We start from the raw sequence: 17516 nt of genomic DNA on the forward strand, positions 1-17516 counted from the left end.
AGAAGGAGGACATACGGTGGGAGATAACAATCGAAAAATGAAGCGAAGCTCAAAAGCTCCCAGCCGGTCCGGTAGCCAGAAACGGGTGCTTGACAAGGGAGGCCATATACAGCAAACCGGAAAAATAAAGCCGCTGAAGAAGCGTCGATTAACCAAACGAACGATTAAAAATCGCCGGACAACATCCCGAAATTCGGTCGAATCAGCTCAGCTGATCGCTGAGCAATCAGATCGTAATCACCTGAAACCTGAGGGACAGGAATCTGTCATTCATGAGCCAGTAGTCTCTGTCATAATTCCTGCAATGAATGAAGAAGCATTGATTGCCCGCGTCATTCGGGAAGCAAAGAGAATCCATTCTTCCACGGAAGTGATCGTTGTTGTCAATGGTTCTACGGATCAGACAGAAGCGAGAGCCATAGCAGCAGGAGCTCGTATTATCACTTACTCAGAAGCTCTCGGTCATGATGTCGGAAGGCAAATCGGTGCCGATGCAGCTGCAGGGCAGGTGCTGCTCTTCATTGATGGGGATATGCTGATCCCTGCTCAGGAATTGAAGCCCTTTGTTAATGCTGTATTGTCCGGAATCGATATTGCATTGAACGATTATAATGGCCCCGTTCGTACAGTGCCGGTTCATCCGGTCGTGGAAGCAAAGCACGCACTGAATACCATGCTCGGTCGATCGGATTTGAAGGGAGCCTCCATGACGGCCGTGCCGCATGCGATCAGCAGAACTGCATTTGAAATGCTCAAGGAAGGGGCATTACAGATACCTCCGTTAGCTCAGTCCATGGCGATCAAGCAGGGACTTCTCGTCAAAGCCGTCCATCGCGTGCCTGTTGGGAGATTAAATCCGCTAAGAAGAAAGGATCAACATAACCAAGACCTATTGACCGGCATTGTTCTAAGAGATCATGAAGAAGCTGTTCGCTGGCTAACGCTGCATCAAGGAAGCCGCGGCGGATTTACGGATCTCCACAGGGCAAGGCACTTGGTAAGAGCGAGGTGAGCAGAACCGGATGGGGACGAGAAGGATGGCTGTACGAATGAAGAGTTCGCGCGGGCTGAAGAAGCCGGAGAGCAGGAAGTCAAAATCACCAGGCAAAAAGAGGAAGTTGTCTGCTTCAGCACCATTACATTTAACCTTGCAGAATTCAGCTTCTGCCGTCGTTTCTGCATCGGATGAGGCCGGAACTCTCGGAGGAGTGCTGAAGGAGCTGAGTCGTCTTCCCCTGCAGGAAATCGTGGTTGTGTTAAATGGATGCAGAGACAACAGTTATGAGATCGCTCGAAAGTTTCCGGCTGTTACTATTGTGCATGAACCGGACCGAGTAGGGCACGATGTCGGACGCGCAATCGGAGCAGAGCTTACGACTTCTGATATGGTCCTGTTTACGGACGGAGACATCGTGATTAAGGCGGAGCGATTGGCCCCGTTTCTGTCGGCCGTCGATCGAGGCGTGGATATGGCGTTGAATAACTTAACCTCCTATATTCCTGCATTTCCAGATCAGGATGACGTCACACGAATGAAGACCTACTTAAATTCGGTGCTCGATCGGAGGGATCTTGCGGCAAATTCGCTTGTCGCAGTACCTCATGCCTTATCCAGCCGCTGTATCAGTGAGGTTGGGTATCAGAGTCTGATGGTGCCTCCCGTGGCACAGATGCTGGCTTGTACAAAAGGAATGAAGGTAGAGGCAGTCAGCAAAGTGAATGTGATAAAGGGCAATCGTCTTAGAAAAGACAATACGGGCAAGGGCAACGATGTGGAGCGCATGATTATTGGTGACCATATTGAAGCGTTGTCGCAATGTCTTCAAGCCCGCACAGGGATGGGAGAGCCTTCTCCTCAATATAGAGCGGCCGTCGCCAGTTGGAGAAATGCGCCATGAATATCCAGGAGATAACCAGCATTATTATACCTTCCTACAATGGTCTTGAATTGCTGCGAAGCTGCATTGATTCGATACGAAAATGGACAGAGGAACCCTACGAAATCATTGTCGTAGATAATCGTTCTACGGATGGAACCTACGAGTACTGCGTATCTGAGCGTCTTAGAGTGATCTCTCTTCCGGAGAATCGGGGATTTCCAAAGGCATGCAACAGCGGCTTGCGTATCGCCAGGGGAAGCAGCCTGCTGCTGCTAAATAATGATGTGACCGTGACGCGAAATTGGCTGGTTCAGCTTAAGCAGGGGCTGTTCAGTGATCCTGCTGTCGGTATCACAGGTCCAGTCACAAACTATGCAAGCGGCATACAACAGGTGGAGATCCCATTTGACTCCAAAGCCCAGTTCTTAGATATTGCAGCAGAGCATAATGAACATGATCCTTCACGCTGGGTAGAGGTTCCTCGAATCGTTGGACTGTGCTTCTTGTTCAAGCGGGAATTGCTGGAGAAGATCGGTTATTTGGATGAACGGTTCAGCCCGGGTCATTATGAGGACGATGACTACTGCTACAGGGCTAGGCTTGCCGGATACAGGCTGCTTGTCTGTGGAGATACACTTGTGCACCATGAGGGCAGTGCGAGTTTTCGAAAATCAGGTGAGGACAGCCTGAGCCAGCTAGTGAAGCGGAATCATCAGCTGTTTATGGATAAATGGCAAGTGGATCCACTTCAATTTATATAGAAGGGGGAATGAAATTGAAAGGGATAATTCTTGCAGGAGGCAAGGGTACGCGTCTTCATCCTTTGACTCAGCTGCTGAGCAAGCATCTGCTCCCTGTGGGCAAGTACCCGATGATTGTATATGGAATTGAAACACTGCGCAAAGCAGGGATTACAGACATTATGCTTATTATTAGCAAGCAGTCTGCTGGGCTCTATACCGATTTTCTCGGGAGCGGAGCCGGGTATGGGGTGAGTCTGACCTATCGGATTCAAGAAGAAGCAGGTGGAATTGCAGAGGCGCTGGATTTAGCCAAGGGGTTTATTTTACCGCAGGAGAAGTTTGCTGTTCTGCTTGGAGATAATCTGTTTGCAGATGATCTTGCTCCCTTTGTCACCGCATTTAAGCAACAGAAGCTGGGAACAGCCAGAGTGCTGCTGAAGGAAGTCGATGATCCAAGAAGATATGGGGTACCTGTATTTGATCCCGAGCATAGCGAGCTTATTTCATATATTGAAGAGAAGCCGGAGCATCCAGAGACAAATTACAGCGTAACTGGGTTTTATCTATATGATGCGGATGTATTCCATATTATTTCAGGCATATCTCCCTCTGCCCGGGGAGAGCTCGAAATTACGGATGTGAACAATGCCTATGCCAGAGCGAAAGGCTTGGAGTACGATATTCTCTCCGGTTATTGGAGTGATGCCGGGACATTCGAATCTCTTCAGGATGCAGCCATTCAGATGAAGAAGATCTTACCCTAAGGGAGCAATCCATATGGAGCGAAGCAGGAAGCTGGATCATGTCGGGCTGGCAGTCATTCACGCCGCGAAGAAGAGACGGCAGAGGTCTTCCGTCAAGAATAAGGCTTCTGCCAGAAAAAAGGGATCCAAATTAAAGCCGGCCATGAGGAAAAAAACCAATGCTAAGAGGCACAAACATCCGCGTCAACCGCAGGCTCCGCTCCCGCTTGATCATGAGGGTCCGCTTCAGAAGGCTTATGCCGCAGGGTATAAAGAGGGAATGTACCACGGTGGGGAGGCAATTGTAGAGCGGCTCATTCCAAGCGGAAGAATACTGCCGGGAATTACAGCCGAAGCTCTCATTCAGTCAGGTCTCATGCAGCATCAAGCCGAGATGCTTGAGATTACAGACAGTAAACAGGTAGCGGATGAGATTCGGTCGGCGCTGGATGAACGCCGGTCTTTTTCGCTTGTACGGCTGGGAGACGGCGAGCTGCTGACCCTAGCTTATGGGACGGTAATCTCCAGCACAGAAGCCCATGAGTTAGGGGCATTTCTACCTTATGCAGGGGTGCCTTTACCTGATGCTTCTGTTCAGAGTCTCCTGCTGGACTCCATCATGAAGGCGGATTATGTGGGGGTTCCCATGTCCAGGCGGCCCGAATTCCAGATGCTGCTGTTTGCCGTAAGCCGGCATTACGGCTGGAGCTTAACGCAGAATCGGCTGACCTCCTCACTCATTAATTACCAGCTGCATCATCATGGCCTGCTACTGCCAATCCTTGCTGAGCAGCGTGTCCTTCTTATCGGAAACAGAGCAGCAGAAACAGCGGATTTGATGAGGAAGCAGGGTGTAAATGTTACTGGCAGTGTCAGCCCGGTGCGTGGATTTGAAGATATCGAGCGGGTGTTAGAGGAGTGCCGCAGGTATGAATTTGATATTTGTTTAATCGCTGCTGGAGTTCCTGCGGTTGTTCTTTGTCAGCGCATAGCGAGTGAAGATAAAAAAGTCGCCATTGATATCGGTCATCTAGCGGATCAAATGATACAGGAGAGTCAGCAGTGATGCAGCTGTTCTTGAAGGAGGTAAGACAAGGATGAACCGAAAGACCAAGAAGCAGATGCGGAAGACGCCGCGAGTGATTTCGTTTCAGGAAGGCTTTCAACAAGGGTACGATCAAGGTAAGACTCATGGTATTCATTCATACGGCAAGTGGATGGAAGGAACAAGTATCGTCATTCCTACCTATAATCAGATGGATCTATTGAAAGGATGTATAGCCAGCATTCAGACTCACACCGCTCATCCTTATGAAATTGTAGTTGTGGATAATGCATCGACGGATGGTACGGCAGATTACCTCCGGTCTCTAGACTTGAATGTCCGATACACGGTGCTGGAGCGTAATTTGGGATTTGCAGGCGGTGTTAACCATGGTCTGATGATGGCCAGAGGTCAATATATTGTCATCTTGAACAATGACGTTGTGGTGACGCCGGGATGGCTTACGAACATGCTCAGCTGTTTGGACAGTGATGCAGGTATAGCTGCCGTAGGACCCGTCACCAATTATATTGGTGGAGAGCAGCAAATAGAGGTTCCCTACTCCGATGTGAAGGATATGCTTCCCTTTGCAGAGGGGTTTAATAAGCCTGATCCTGGTAAATGGAAATATACAGATCGTCTTGTAGGCTTCTGTTTATTGTTTCGAAGAGAGCTGCTGTATGACATTGGATATCTGGACGAAGGTTATCGCATTGGCAATTACGAGGATGATGACTGGATGATTCGTATCAGGTTGTCCGGGAGGAAACTTTGCATCGCGGGAGACAGCTTTATTCATCATTTCGGCAGTGTAAGCATGAAGAGCATAGAGAATTCACAGTTTGAAGAAACCAATCATGGGAATGCGAAGTTTTATGAGGCAAAATGGGGGAATCCGCATCAGTTGATTCAGGAAACGCGGCATACGAATGGTGCAGCGTATGAACAATTTGGAGTGCGCGGCATCCCGAGCTATCAATTTTATCCTGATCGCAGATTGGTCAAAACGAGCGGCAGCAAGCTGTACTGGTTACAGGATGGCCATAAGCATCCTCTAGAGCTGCAGGATGTGCATCAAGCAGCGGTATTCAATCGAGCTGTTCGGCTGTCTCGTCATGAGCTGCAGTCCATTCCAACCGGGGATATCATCCAGCTCCATACACCCGAAGAGTTACAGCAGCAGCAAGCCGGGAAGATGACGATCGGGATCCCTGATGGAAGCATCGTGACTGACAGCAGTCCTGAGGCAGCACAGCATCTATTTCAGTTGAAGGATGGAAAGCGAAGGCTGTTCATTACACCCCATGCAGCTGAGTGCTGGGGAATTGATCAGCAAGACATTTATGAGCTTACGACCGAACAATTGCAATCCATTCCACAAGGACTTCCTATTATTGCACCGCCTATGCTGATCAGCCCTATATTATAGATGGAATGAGGGTGTAATAGTTTAGAGTCAGGGGGATATTCGTCAAAATATAAATAAACCGGATCCCTGGGTAGATCTCATGGGTCCGGCTTTTTGGTGCCTGGAAGGGTTAAACTTGATTATAGTTTCCAATTTTAATAATATTTTCAGTAGTGAGTTTGTAGCTGCCCTTGATTGTCTACTCAAAAATAACATTAGGGCCCGAATATAGGAGATTATATGAATTTAATTGACGTCGTTGAACGATTATTTGATCAATACGGCTATTATGTATTGTTAATTGGCCTGCCTCTGGACTTTATCGCTTTGCCGATTCCCCCTGGCAACAGCACGCTTACATATACGGGATATCTTGTTTATTTGGGACTGCTGGAATGGCTTCCGGCTTATCTGCTGGCACTGACTGGAGCCTGTCTCGGAGTGACGATTACCTACGCGATCGGATACAGATTTGGGTCTCCCCTCGTGGATCGGTTTGGGAAGTGGCTGTCCATTCATCCGGATTTTCTTGAGAAAACAAGAAAACGGTATGACAAATATGGGGACAAGCTTCTGCTTTTTGTTTTTTTTGTTCCGGGAGTCAGACAATTCATCGGCTATTTTATAGGCATTATTCGACTTCCGTATCGAACCGTAGCTACCTATGCATATGGTGGAACGGCACTGTGGGTGACCGTGTTCTTCCTCATCGGCTATCTCTTCGGTGAGCAGTGGAAGCAGGTATTCAACATGGTGGAGAAGTCGCTGACACGCACTCTTATTCTGATTGGAATTGTCTTTGTCTTGTACCAGCTGGTAAGATGGATCCTTCGAAGAATCCGAAGAGCTCAGCAGAATCGAGAATAAGATGGTGATTCCACCATGATTCCAAATATAACCAGCAACCAAGCATTGGATGAGAGCATCCAGTGCTTTTTTTTATTTATACTGACTCCTTACCTTCCCTGTATGGCCAATCATTGTTCCTTAAAATATCCACAGCGGCAAGCGTGTCTAACAAGCACTGAGTTCCGGGGCCATGCATATGCTATGGAAGGCAAATGCTGATGAGGCCGGAATTTAATCTTGAGTTGTATTTTGAAGAGGGAGGTTGGGTCCAGTGCAGCAAAAACTCGATGAAGTGCTCGCTCATCTAGCGCATGCCCATCATCAAGTCGCAAGAGTCCTGGAAGCGGAACGGCATGTGAATGTGCGCATGGCAGAGATGATCAGTGTAATGCCGGACATGTTGCCGCATTTTACCGATATGCAGGGACTAATCGATGGAGCAGGACAATTAAATGCCGGAATTGTATCGTATTTGGGTAATCTGGCTGATTTGGAAGAGATGATTGCTGACTCCATTACGCATATCGTTAGGGAAATGGCTGCATCGGATGAAGAATAGAAGCAACAAGGCGGGTGAGAGTGATGAGCAGAGAGGAATCTATGCTTCAAATTATGGACGCTGCCGTTAAGCTGCAGCATAATATATCTCTGATTCTGGAGGCTAAGGCGCTGGAAGCGGAGAAGATAAGAAATTGGTCTGTTAATCATTTAAGCGGGGCAGTATTCGAGAGCCATGAGGAGCAGTTGAATATGTCGCTTAAGCTGCAGGAGCATTTAATTGAGCTTCTTGAGGGAGTTAATCGGATGGAAGCCGGTCTGAACAGCAATCTGAAGGCCTTGTTAAGCCAAGGAGAGCAGGATGGCGGTTCGTTTGATTCTATGATGGATCTTGATGTGGGTAAGTGATGAGCCTGTTAGCGAGAGAGAGGGAGGCGAAGCTTGCCCTGCTGGAGTCGATTGCGAGAAGCCAGACTGCACTTTCTCGTATGCTGGAGACGATAGCAGATGGCTATGAGCTGGCAGCCATTCCTGCAGCACAGTTAATGAAGCATATTGACCTCATCGCCAAATGTCAGCAGGAGATGGCAGAGAGCATCCATGGGATCTCACTTGAGCCGATCAAGAAAGGCAGCCCTGCTCCCCCCTGGTATCCTGATGAGGATACAGCGTTTGTGTTGCTCCGAAATACGTGAGCAGTACGGCTCAATTCGTCATACCGTGAACTGTTTCATCGTTGATTAAGTCCACAGGAGGAGTAAATATGAAGAGAAAAAAAAAGAGGGTAACGGGTTCCGGTACAAAGGCTGGTGCCCGCGCTACATCCGTCAGAAAGAAGAAAAAGGTCACCGGGGTGACCAAGAAAAAGCTGACCAAGATGACTTCAAGCAAGAAGAGAGTAAAGAAACGGTTATCTCCAGCGGGCAAGAAGCGTCAGCTCCGCAAAAAACGTGTCCAGTCTCCACGAGAAACCATCGCCGCACCGGAGTACAAAGACGCATACAGCGAAGGCTTCAACGCCGGGTTCGCTCAAGGATTCGAAGATGGACATAAACTGGCCTATGAGGCGCAATAATTTCTTCATTTTTTGAATGGCATAAACTGTTTTCAAGCCGACATTACTTCGGTCACTTGTAGACAGTTTTTCTTTTTTTACGCAGGGTACAAGCCCTTTTTATTTTTGAAACTTGGGCTTAAGGTAAGAAATCAGGATAGATGTACTCGGGGCAAAAGCCAAATTTGTACAGGTGAGGACAACGGTCCATGATGCATTTGACACCCTGGCATATAGTTAGAAGTGATTACACTATACCACTTGGGCGAGGGTGAGAACGAGAGGTGAACAGGACTAAGCGGAGGCTGCAGGGTTATCAGGATGGATATGAGCAGGGGATACGATATGGCGGATGTGAAGCGGTGCTTGGCAGAACACAGCCATTTACTCCCGTGCTTCGAGATCTGAAGGTCATGTATGTTCCTCAGGGCTTTGATGCGATTGATGAAGGGATCATCGATGCACTGAACTCTTCTGTTCGTGAATGCGTGGTGGCAGATCGATCTGCAATGGCCCGGAGCGCTATAGAGCACACCCCTGATCTGGTGCTCGTGTTAAATGGACTTCATATCTTCCCCGAAGATCATCTTGCACAGATACAAGAGATTCGATCACACGGAATCCGAACGGCCATATGGTTTGTCGATGATCCCTATTTTACAGAGGAAACAGCATCGATCTCCCAGCATTATGATCTGGTGTTTACACATGAGCTGAATACAGTACCGTTCTACAGCAATCTGGGTGCTGAGCACGTGCATTATGTTCCGCTCGGAGTGAATACCTCGTTGTTCAGACCGCGGCAAATCGCACCGGAATATCGATACGATATCGTATTTATTGGCAGTGGATTCTGGAACCGAATCGCTTTGTTCGATGCGCTTGCTCCTTACTTGAAGAACAAACGTGTGATGATTGCAGGAGGGGAATGGGATCGGCTCAGCAATTTGGAGCTGCTTCGTCCATTTATTCACTCAGGCTGGATTCCGCCTGCTGAATCTGTGAATTATTACAATGGAGCCAAAATCGTTATTAATATGCACAGACCTTGCGAAGCGGGATTAGATAATCGAAATACCCATCAAATTCAGGGCGGCTCTATCAATCCCCGCACGTATGAGATCAGTGCCTGCGGCACGCTCCAATTGACGGATGTACGAGATGATCTCACGCTGTATTATCGACCGGGATATGACATTGAGACCTTTCATACGGCACAAGACCTCCAGGAGAAAATGGAATATTATCTTACGCACGAACAAGAGCGTCTGTCTGTTGCCTGGCGAGGTCTCATGACGACGAATCTGCGCCATACCATGAAGCACCGGCTTGAGATGCTGCTAAATCATGTTTAAAAACAAAAGGAGGACGATAGGCGTGGCTGTGAGACAGAAACCAAAGAAAAAGGCTTCTTCAACAAGAAGATTTGGCTACAATTCCGAATCTCTTGTGCACAGACAGCAATTTCAAAGAGGGTTCGATGACGGCTATTTGAGAGGGCGCGCCAATTTTTTGATGAGCCGGGCTCAGGAGCCTCTGCCGGTTCGCCCCATTCAAGTTGTATATATCTCCTCAGGGAAGGGCTTTCCCTACTCACCGATTGATCAAGCGATTATTGAGACCTTGCAGACGCTCTGCTCCGCTGTACACATTGTGAATCCTGATGAATCTGCGCTTGAAACAGTACGTATGTTTATGCCGGATCTTGTGCTTGCACTGGATGGAATGTTCCTGCCTGTGGAAGTGGTAGATCAAATTCGAGGCTTAGGGGTTCGAACCGCCGTATGGTTGACGGATGACTCTTATTATACCGATATGACCCTAAACATTGCTCCACATTATGATTATATTTTTACACTTGAGCTCAACTGTGTTGAAATGTATCGTAATCATGGGTGTGCTGAGGTGCATTATCTGCCGTTCGGCGCCTTTATTCATCACTATTATCCTAACATGACGCCGACTGCTGTCCGCAGAGATGTCAGCTTCATCGGCTCTGGCTACTGGAACCGCGTGCAGTATTTTAATCCCGTACTTCCACAGATCATGTCTCACAATACAGTGTTTAACGGGATATGGTGGGACCGACTTCCCGATTACGAAATGTATCGCAGCCAAATTGAACTCAATCGCTGGATGAGTCCTGAAGAGACAAGGGACGTGTACAATGGAACGAAAATCGTCCTGAACCTGCACCGTTCACATGAGGATGATTCGATGAACAACAACAGCATTAAGATCCCTCCTCTATCCCCCAATCCCCGCACCTTTGAAATATCCGCGTGTGCTACCTTGCAGCTTACAGATGCCCGCTCCGACCTGATTCGGTTCTACACCCCGGGTGTCGAGATCGAAACGTATGAATCTCCGACCGAAATGATAGAGAAGATTGAATTTTATTTGGCAAATGAAGACAAGAGAAGAGAGATTGCGCTTCGGGGATTCGAACGTACCTGGAATGAACACACCTACAGTCATCGCTTAAACAGCCTGCTGCAGATTATATTCGGATGAGCTTGCACAGTGATGTGGAAATTGTACGAATGGTATGGTTCATTTGTCGTGCCGGTCATATTTAAATACAGAATATATTGTGGTTATAGTGTACCTGGAAAAAGGAGGTGAAGGCACCCTTTGATATCCGTAATCCAGTGGAAACTAAAGGGTTGTACACTCTATGACACTTAAACCTAAATTGATGTTGTTCAGTCATATCAGCAGTACACAGAGTATCACGGGGGCTGAGAAGCTGCTCCTCAGCTTCTGCAGGCAAATGGAATCCTATTTTGATTGTGTACTGGTTGTACCCTGTGAAGGAATTATCGCTCGAATGGCAAGAGAGGCTGAGATCCGAGTCATCATTCAGCCTTATGAGCTTCTCCACTATATGTATATTCCTTATGAGCAGCTGAGAGAGGACGCTGCCGAGTTAATGCAGCATCCTTCTTCCCAGGAAGTTGTGCAATTGCTTCATGAAGAAAATCCACACCTCATCGTCTCCAATACCTGTGTAAATGTTATCCCGGTAATGGCTGCCCGCATACTTGGCATTCCTGCCATCTGGAAGCTCACTGAAATCATTCAAACCAATCCTTACACGGCTGAGGCTATACAGTTCATTGATGAGCATAGTGATTGGGTGATTGCCATCTCTCATGCTGTTACTGAGCCGCTTGTGCACAGCTCGATCCCTTCGAAACTAACTGTATTGCCTCCTACCTGGAATGAAGCTCTTGCCGCACCAGATGAATGGGAAGGTCTGCGTCAGACTCAGCGGAAGACGCTGGGGCTGACCCCCGGACATTTTTGTATCGGATATATTTCCTCATTTATATATGAAGCAAAGGGTCTTAAGCCTTTTATTCAATCCGCGCTCTTGTTATGCGAACGATTCCCCCACACCCGGTTCTGGGTGATCGGTACAGCAGTGGATACGGCCTATTATGAGGAGTGCATATCTCTAATTCAGCAGTCAGGATTTGCTCATCAATTTTTATTCACGGATTTCATTGAAGATGTGAGCTGCGCATACAGCGCGATGGATCTAGCAGTCATTCCGAGCCTGGTAAAAGAGGGGTTTGGCATGACGGCCCTTGAGAGCATGTACTTCGCTAAGCCAGTTGTTGCCTTTCAGCAGGGCGGTCTCGCGGAAATGATGGAATCTGTAGACAATGGACACTTACTTGTCAGCCCGGGAGATACAGAGGAGCTTGCCGCCAAGATGATCCCATTCATCACCAACCGGAAGGAATCTGCACGGACGGGTCAACACAATCATTCCAAGGCTGAGCAGATGTATGGACCTGCAGCATATGAGAAGCGAACCGCGAGCATGGTGCAGCAGTGGGTCACGTTGTTCCCCGATTGGTTCTCTGACCTGCATTCAGCAAGGAACATAATCTCTCTGCAGGCTTACCAAGCCGCTAATCAGCCTTCTCCAACCAAAAGAAAACGAAGAAAAAAACAAAGCGGTCGCAAGCTCCCCTCTTGAAATCTAAACCGCGTGCGAAAACCAAAAAACGCAGTACAGCCATCACTAGAAAAAAACGCCTGCGAACCAAGCTCGGGGTACGAAAGCAGAGAAAGCGAGCTCGCAAGGCTCGATAAGGAGGGAAGTAACATGAAGATACTGACAGTGCTCGGAACAAGGCCGGAAATCATTCGCCTAAGTCTAATCATTCCCAAGCTGGATGAGTATGCCAGTCGACATATCCTTGTGCACACCGGACAGAATTTCACGGAAAGTCTAAGCGGTCAATTCTTCAAAGAACTGGGCTTACGAACACCTGATTATGTATTACAGGATAAGGCAGCCTCACTGGGACGCCAGCTCTCAGCAATGTTCGAGCAGCTGGAGTCCATCCTCGTCACAGAGAAGCCGGACAAAATTCTGCTTCTGGGTGATACGAATAGTGCATTATCCGCCATTCTTGCCGAGCGTATGGGAATTCCGGTCGTGCATATGGAAGCAGGTAATCGCTGCTTCGATCTGGATGTACCCGAAGAGAAGAATCGGCGGGTCATTGATGCGATATCGACCATTAATATGCCATATACCGAACAGAGCAAGCATCATCTTATACGCGAGGGTGTTTCGAGTCAGCGAATCGTATTGACAGGTAACCCCATTTACGAAGTGATGAAGCACTATGAAGCACAAACGACGGCCAGCGATATTATGACGAAGCTGGGACTCAAGTCAGGGCAATATTTTCTTGTCACCGCTCATCGGGCAGAAAATGTAGACGTACCCCACAATCTGGAACAAATTATGGAGGGCTTAAACAAGGTTGCAGCAGTGCATGGCCAGCGTATTATATGCAGTATTCATCCCCGAACGAGAGCCAGAATTAAAGAGCATCTCAAGCTGGAGATGCATCCACTTGTTGAATTTTATGAGCCTTTCGGATTCTTTGACTTTCTGATGCTTGAAATGAACGCCAGATGTGCATTGACGGACAGCGGCACTGTACAGGAGGAATGCTGCATTATGGGCATACCGACCGTGACAATGCGGAAGACAACGGAAAGACCGGAAACCGTTGACTGTGGGAGCAATATTGTATCAGGAATCGATGCGGATCGGATCTCAGAATCGGTGACACTGATGGTAGAGCTGAAGTCCAATTGGGAATGCCCGAAGGGATACCTGGTTCAGGATGTATCGGATAAAGTCGTCAAATTTCTACTTGGAGGGAAACTGCATGTTTGAAAATCAACGAATCCTTGTGACAGGCGGCACAGGATCATGGGTACACGAACTGATACGCCAGCTATTAACCATGAATCCGAGAGAGGTCATTGTGTACTCACGGGGAGAATCAAGCCAGGTGGCAATGAGCCGTGAATTCGAAGATGAACGTCTCAAATTTTGTATTGGCGATATTCGGGATAAGGATGCGCTGGTTGCTGCTTGCCGCGGAATCGACTATGTATACCATTTGGCAGCACTGAAGCATGTGCCTGTGTGTGAGGATCAGCCTTATGAAGCATTAAAAACAAATGTTATAGGTACACAAAATGTTATTGAAGCAGCGGTTGAGAATCAAGTTAAAAAGGTGATCTACATCTCCACAGATAAAGCGGCGAATCCTTCCAATTTCTACGGTATGACGAAGGCAATCGGTGAGAAATTAATCGTTTATGCCAACTTGCTTCATAGCAGCACAGCGTTTGTTACCGTGCGGGGCGGCAATGTGCTCGGTACGAACGGAAGTGTGGTGCATCTGTTCAAGGATCAAATACGCAACAAAGGGATGGTATCCATCACGGACATGCGTATGACGCGCTTCTTCCTCACCCTGCGGGATGCCATTTCGCTCCTGTTCAAGGCTTCTATCGAAAGTGTTGGCGGCGAAATCTTCGTCATGACCATGCCGACCTGCAAAATTGTAGATCTGGCCGAGGTGCTCATTGAAGATGCAGGAGTTCCTGGTGTCCAGATCGTCGAACGTGGGACTCGTCCTGGGGAGAAGATTCATGAAATACTGATGAGCGAGTTCGAGAGCAGAACTACGGTTGTCTATGATGATCAATATCTCGTTATTCTACCGACACTAAATCTGCCGGTTCTCAAGGAGAGATACAAGGACTCCGAGCCCGTTACCTTCTCCAGCTTCAGCTCCGAGTTTAATCTGATGACGAAAGAGGAAATCCGTGAAATCCTGCAGCGCGGGGGGTTTCTTGCATGAAATTACTCATCGTAGGCGGACATGGAATGGCAGGCCATATGCTGGTTCAATATTTCAAGAAGCAAGGCCGGCATGCTGTCTTCTATACGTCACGTGATAAGAAGGATCCTCATAGTCTGGTCCTTGATGTGAATGACATTCACAGCGTAGATGTACTGGTTAAGGCAGTGCGCCCGGATATGATCATTAATGCCGTAGGTATCCTGAATCATCATGCGGATAGGGACATTATTCAGGCTTATCATGTGAATGGATTTCTGCCGCACCGGCTTGCCGCTCTTGCGGATCAGATCCATGCACGGATGATCCATATCAGTACAGATTGTGTATTCAAAGGAGATGGCACAGGCCAGTATACAGAGGATGCGGTTACTGACGGCGATTCAGTCTATGCGATTACCAAAGCACTCGGAGAAGTTCGTTCTCCGAGTCATCTTACCATCCGAACCTCTATTATTGGTCCTGAAATACGAAAACACGGTATTGGGCTTATGCATTGGTTCTTGAATCAGAAGGGGGTCGTGCAAGGCTATACGAATGTGAGATGGAACGGAGTAACGACACTCGAGCTGGCCAAGGCAGTGGATCATTATATGCAATCTGACACTTCCGGTCTGATCCACCTCGCACACGAAGAGCCGGTATCGAAGTATGAGCTGCTTCTGCTATTCAAAGAAATATGGCAGGCATCGGATACGGTCATTGTGCCGAGCGGCAAAATGGTTCAAGATCGGACTTTGGCGGTGACACGGCAGGACGCAAAGTGGTCTATGCCATCGTATTCCGACATGCTGAAGGAGCTGGCGGAATGGACGATAATTCGCTAAAGGATAAAGTTGTACTGGTCACCGGCGCGTCAGGATTTACGGGCAGGCATGCGGTAGACCTGTTAACACGCCTCGGTGCGAAAGTAGCGGCAGTGCTTCGTGGATCTTCCGGCGTCGTCCTTCCTGATCAGGCGGATGTCTACAGATGCGATCTTGAAGATCGGCATTCTGTTCATCAGCTGATACAGAGCACGAAACCAGATTATGTGCTTCACTTGGCAGGACAGAATTCCGTTCCCTCCTCATGGTCTGATCCGCTGACAACGATCCAGACGAATGTGATGTCCCCGCTGTATTTGCTTGATGCGCTGCGGGAAGTACCTCACTGCAGGATCGTTGTTATCGGTTCCCGTCTGAAATATACACCGAAGGCTGGCAGTCCACCTGCACCTCCCCATCCTTACAGCCTCAGCAAATATGTCGAAGAGATCGTTACATTGGCATGGACACATTTATATCGGCAGCACATTATATATGCGGAGCCTGGAAATTTAATAGGCCCGGGTCCTTCCACAGGCATCTGTGCATTGCTTGCCCGGCATGTTGCCTCTGCGGAAGGAGGGAGCAATCCTGATCCATTTCGGCTATCTTCGCCGGAAGATCGGCGCGATTTTCTCGATGTAAGAGATGCAGTTTCAGCGTATGTTCTATTGCTGCAAAAAGGAGTACCGGGCGTCGTTTATCCCGTTGTCTCCGGCAAAGAACGAACACTTGGTGAAGTCGCTGAGCTCATGCTGTCCCAAGCTGCCGGAGAGGTGCCTGTCGTATGGGGCTCTCCAACCTCCGGGCCTGGAGGAGCGTCAAGCGAGTCGTATCCCTATCACTCTTCACTATCCGAGTTGGGATGGGCGCCTCAAATTCCTTTTGCGAAGTCTATCCAGGATATCCTTAATGATGCCCGCCATAAGGAGAGAGGAGGAGCTGCATGAAGGATCAGCCTTTAGTTACCATCGTAATCCCCTTTTTTAACTGTCCTTATATTCCTCATGCCATTCAGAGCGCGCTGGAACAAACCTACTCTTCTACGGAAGTCATTGTCGTTGATGATGGATCAACGGTGCATACCGATCTAATTCATCCTTATATGCCCTATATTTATTATCTTGGCAAGCAAAACGGTGGAACAGCGACAGCGCTGAATCATGGGATTCGGTATTCAACAGGAGAATATGTCGTATGGCTGAGCTCTGATGATATCATCTATCCAGAGAAGGTTGCTGCGCAAGTCCGCATGATGCAGGAGACAGGCGCTTCTATATCGCATACCAATTTTAATTTTATCGACGAGCACGGAAACGTACTCCAATACCGGGCCGGTACTTCACCCATGACGAGAGAGGAAATGCTTCGTATGTTTCTGATGGGCAATCCGGTGAATGGCTGTACTGTAATGTTTCACAAATCTATTTTTCAATCTGTCGGCTTGTTTGATGAGTCGTTACGGTATACCCACGATTATGACTTGTGGAACCGTGTATTGCTTGCAGGATACTCGATGCCCTATATTATAGAGCCGCTTACCGCATATCGCAGACATCAGGGGATGGGCACCCTGCGTCACGGCGATGCGATATCACAAGAGATTAGTATGATTAAATCCAAGTATCAGGATCGTATAAGAGCGCAGATCTAACCATGATAAGTGCTCTCTTACGGTCCTGCCAGAAAGGAGTGATCTCCTACATTATGTATCAGGAGCTTGAGCAAGCTGATTTACTCCCTCTATTATGTGAACTGCTGAGGTTCTCAGATAGTGTGCTGGATATTGGAAGCGGTCCGGGACATTTGCTTGAATATTATGAATCCAGACTTATCGTTGCACTAGAAATTCACCGCCCTTATCTTGAGCATCGAGTGAACCTGTCACCCCATATTATCCCGATTAATTCGGATGCAAGGAAAATAGGCCAGTTGTTCGTCAACAAGTCGTTCTCCACAATTACGATGATTGATTCTCTTGAACACTTTACGAAGAAAGACGGAATGAAGCTGCTGCAGCAAGCGGAACAGATTGCTAAGCACCGCATTATCATCTTTACGCCAAGAGGATATTTTCCACAGTCAGGTGTGGATCATTATAAATTGAACGGTGAAGCATATCAGAAGCATCATAGCGGCTGGGATGAGCAGGAGCTGCTCGCGCTGGGGTATCATGTCATTGTCCTTAAGGGATTTCATGATCTCGGTAATCCTTCCTTTGAGACTTCTTTCCACAATGAGCATGTAGCAATGGATGCCATTCTTGCCTGGAAAACACTTGACACCTAGAGCTTAGGAT

Annotated in this window: 20 protein-coding genes; all 20 read left to right on the forward strand. The window is 48.0% G+C overall.

From position 1 onward, the window contains the following. The first annotated feature begins 16 nt into the window (after positions 1 to 16). Entirely contained in the window at positions 17 to 1012 is a 996-nt protein-coding gene (locus TCA2_RS21235; protein WP_238546471.1) for a glycosyltransferase, read from the forward strand. Between the two features lie 37 nt (positions 1013 to 1049). Next, positions 1050 to 1898, forward strand: coding sequence for a glycosyltransferase (locus TCA2_RS21240; protein WP_081872721.1), 849 nt, complete (start codon positions 1050 to 1052; stop codon positions 1896 to 1898). After that, a complete protein-coding gene (locus tag TCA2_RS21245; RefSeq protein ID WP_047913605.1) occupies positions 1895 to 2641 on the forward strand; it encodes a glycosyltransferase family 2 protein in 747 nt (248 codons plus the stop codon). The genes TCA2_RS21240 and TCA2_RS21245 overlap by 4 nt, the downstream gene beginning before the upstream one ends. A gap of 14 nt (positions 2642 to 2655) precedes the next feature. Next, the gene (locus TCA2_RS21250) at positions 2656 to 3387 is read left to right on the forward strand and encodes a sugar phosphate nucleotidyltransferase (protein WP_047913606.1); all 732 of its coding nucleotides are present in this window, start codon (positions 2656 to 2658) and stop codon (positions 3385 to 3387) included. 13 nt (positions 3388 to 3400) lie between these two features. Then, positions 3401 to 4432: a GT-D fold domain-containing glycosyltransferase gene (locus TCA2_RS21255; RefSeq protein ID WP_052512251.1), complete on the forward strand. Its 1032-nt coding sequence runs from the start codon at positions 3401 to 3403 to the stop codon at positions 4430 to 4432. 31 nt (positions 4433 to 4463) lie between these two features. Next, positions 4464 to 5840, forward strand: a complete 1377-nt coding sequence (locus TCA2_RS21260; RefSeq protein ID WP_047913607.1) for a glycosyltransferase family 2 protein — start codon at positions 4464 to 4466, stop codon at positions 5838 to 5840. Between the two features lie 219 nt (positions 5841 to 6059). Then, positions 6060 to 6686: a DedA family protein gene (locus TCA2_RS21265; protein ID WP_047913608.1), complete on the forward strand. Its 627-nt coding sequence runs from the start codon at positions 6060 to 6062 to the stop codon at positions 6684 to 6686. A 253-nt stretch (positions 6687 to 6939) separates the two neighbouring features. Continuing rightward, positions 6940 to 7227, forward strand: a complete 288-nt coding sequence (locus tag TCA2_RS21270; RefSeq protein WP_047913609.1) for a hypothetical protein — start codon at positions 6940 to 6942, stop codon at positions 7225 to 7227. A 23-nt stretch (positions 7228 to 7250) separates the two neighbouring features. Beyond that, positions 7251 to 7574, forward strand: coding sequence for a hypothetical protein (locus tag TCA2_RS21275; protein WP_047913610.1), 324 nt, complete (start codon positions 7251 to 7253; stop codon positions 7572 to 7574). Next, on the forward strand, positions 7574 to 7861 hold the full coding sequence (locus TCA2_RS21280; protein WP_047913611.1) for a hypothetical protein: 288 nt from the start codon (positions 7574 to 7576) through the stop codon (positions 7859 to 7861). The genes TCA2_RS21275 and TCA2_RS21280 overlap by 1 nt, the downstream gene beginning before the upstream one ends. Positions 7862 to 7929: 68 nt before the next feature. After that, positions 7930 to 8241 carry a hypothetical protein gene (locus TCA2_RS21285; RefSeq protein ID WP_047913612.1) on the forward strand — a complete coding sequence of 104 codons (312 nt, stop codon included), beginning with the start codon at positions 7930 to 7932 and terminating at the stop codon, positions 8239 to 8241. Between the two features lie 263 nt (positions 8242 to 8504). After that, a complete protein-coding gene (locus TCA2_RS21290) occupies positions 8505 to 9575 on the forward strand; it encodes a DUF3880 domain-containing protein (protein ID WP_081872723.1) in 1071 nt (356 codons plus the stop codon). Positions 9576 to 9597: 22 nt separating this feature from the next. Then, entirely contained in the window at positions 9598 to 10734 is a 1137-nt protein-coding gene (locus TCA2_RS21295) for a glycosyltransferase (protein ID WP_052512252.1), read from the forward strand. Between the two features lie 163 nt (positions 10735 to 10897). Continuing rightward, positions 10898 to 12211: a glycosyltransferase family 4 protein gene (locus TCA2_RS21300; protein ID WP_052512253.1), complete on the forward strand. Its 1314-nt coding sequence runs from the start codon at positions 10898 to 10900 to the stop codon at positions 12209 to 12211. A gap of 129 nt (positions 12212 to 12340) precedes the next feature. Beyond that, complete coding sequence (gene wecB / locus TCA2_RS21305; RefSeq protein WP_047913613.1) at positions 12341 to 13432, forward strand: non-hydrolyzing UDP-N-acetylglucosamine 2-epimerase; 1092 nt, start codon at positions 12341 to 12343, stop codon at positions 13430 to 13432. Next, positions 13425 to 14411, forward strand: a complete 987-nt coding sequence (locus tag TCA2_RS21310) for a polysaccharide biosynthesis protein (protein WP_047913614.1) — start codon at positions 13425 to 13427, stop codon at positions 14409 to 14411. Before wecB ends, TCA2_RS21310 begins: the two co-directional genes overlap by 8 nt. Next, on the forward strand, positions 14408 to 15238 hold the full coding sequence (locus tag TCA2_RS21315) for an SDR family oxidoreductase (protein WP_047913615.1): 831 nt from the start codon (positions 14408 to 14410) through the stop codon (positions 15236 to 15238). The genes TCA2_RS21310 and TCA2_RS21315 overlap by 4 nt, the downstream gene beginning before the upstream one ends. Next, positions 15220 to 16167, forward strand: coding sequence for an NAD-dependent epimerase/dehydratase family protein (locus TCA2_RS27705; RefSeq protein WP_047913616.1), 948 nt, complete (start codon positions 15220 to 15222; stop codon positions 16165 to 16167). Before TCA2_RS21315 ends, TCA2_RS27705 begins: the two co-directional genes overlap by 19 nt. Further along, positions 16164 to 16871 (forward strand): glycosyltransferase, encoded by a 708-nt coding sequence (locus TCA2_RS21325; RefSeq protein WP_047913617.1) that lies wholly within the window; start codon positions 16164 to 16166, stop codon positions 16869 to 16871. Before TCA2_RS27705 ends, TCA2_RS21325 begins: the two co-directional genes overlap by 4 nt. Before the next feature lie 53 nt (positions 16872 to 16924). Next, positions 16925 to 17506 carry a class I SAM-dependent methyltransferase gene (locus tag TCA2_RS21330; RefSeq protein ID WP_047913618.1) on the forward strand — a complete coding sequence of 194 codons (582 nt, stop codon included), beginning with the start codon at positions 16925 to 16927 and terminating at the stop codon, positions 17504 to 17506. Positions 17507 to 17516 lie beyond the last annotated feature (10 nt).

This window comes from Paenibacillus sp. TCA20 (assembly GCF_000732325.1).
Taxonomy (GTDB): domain Bacteria; phylum Bacillota; class Bacilli; order Paenibacillales; family Paenibacillaceae; genus Paenibacillus; species Paenibacillus urinalis.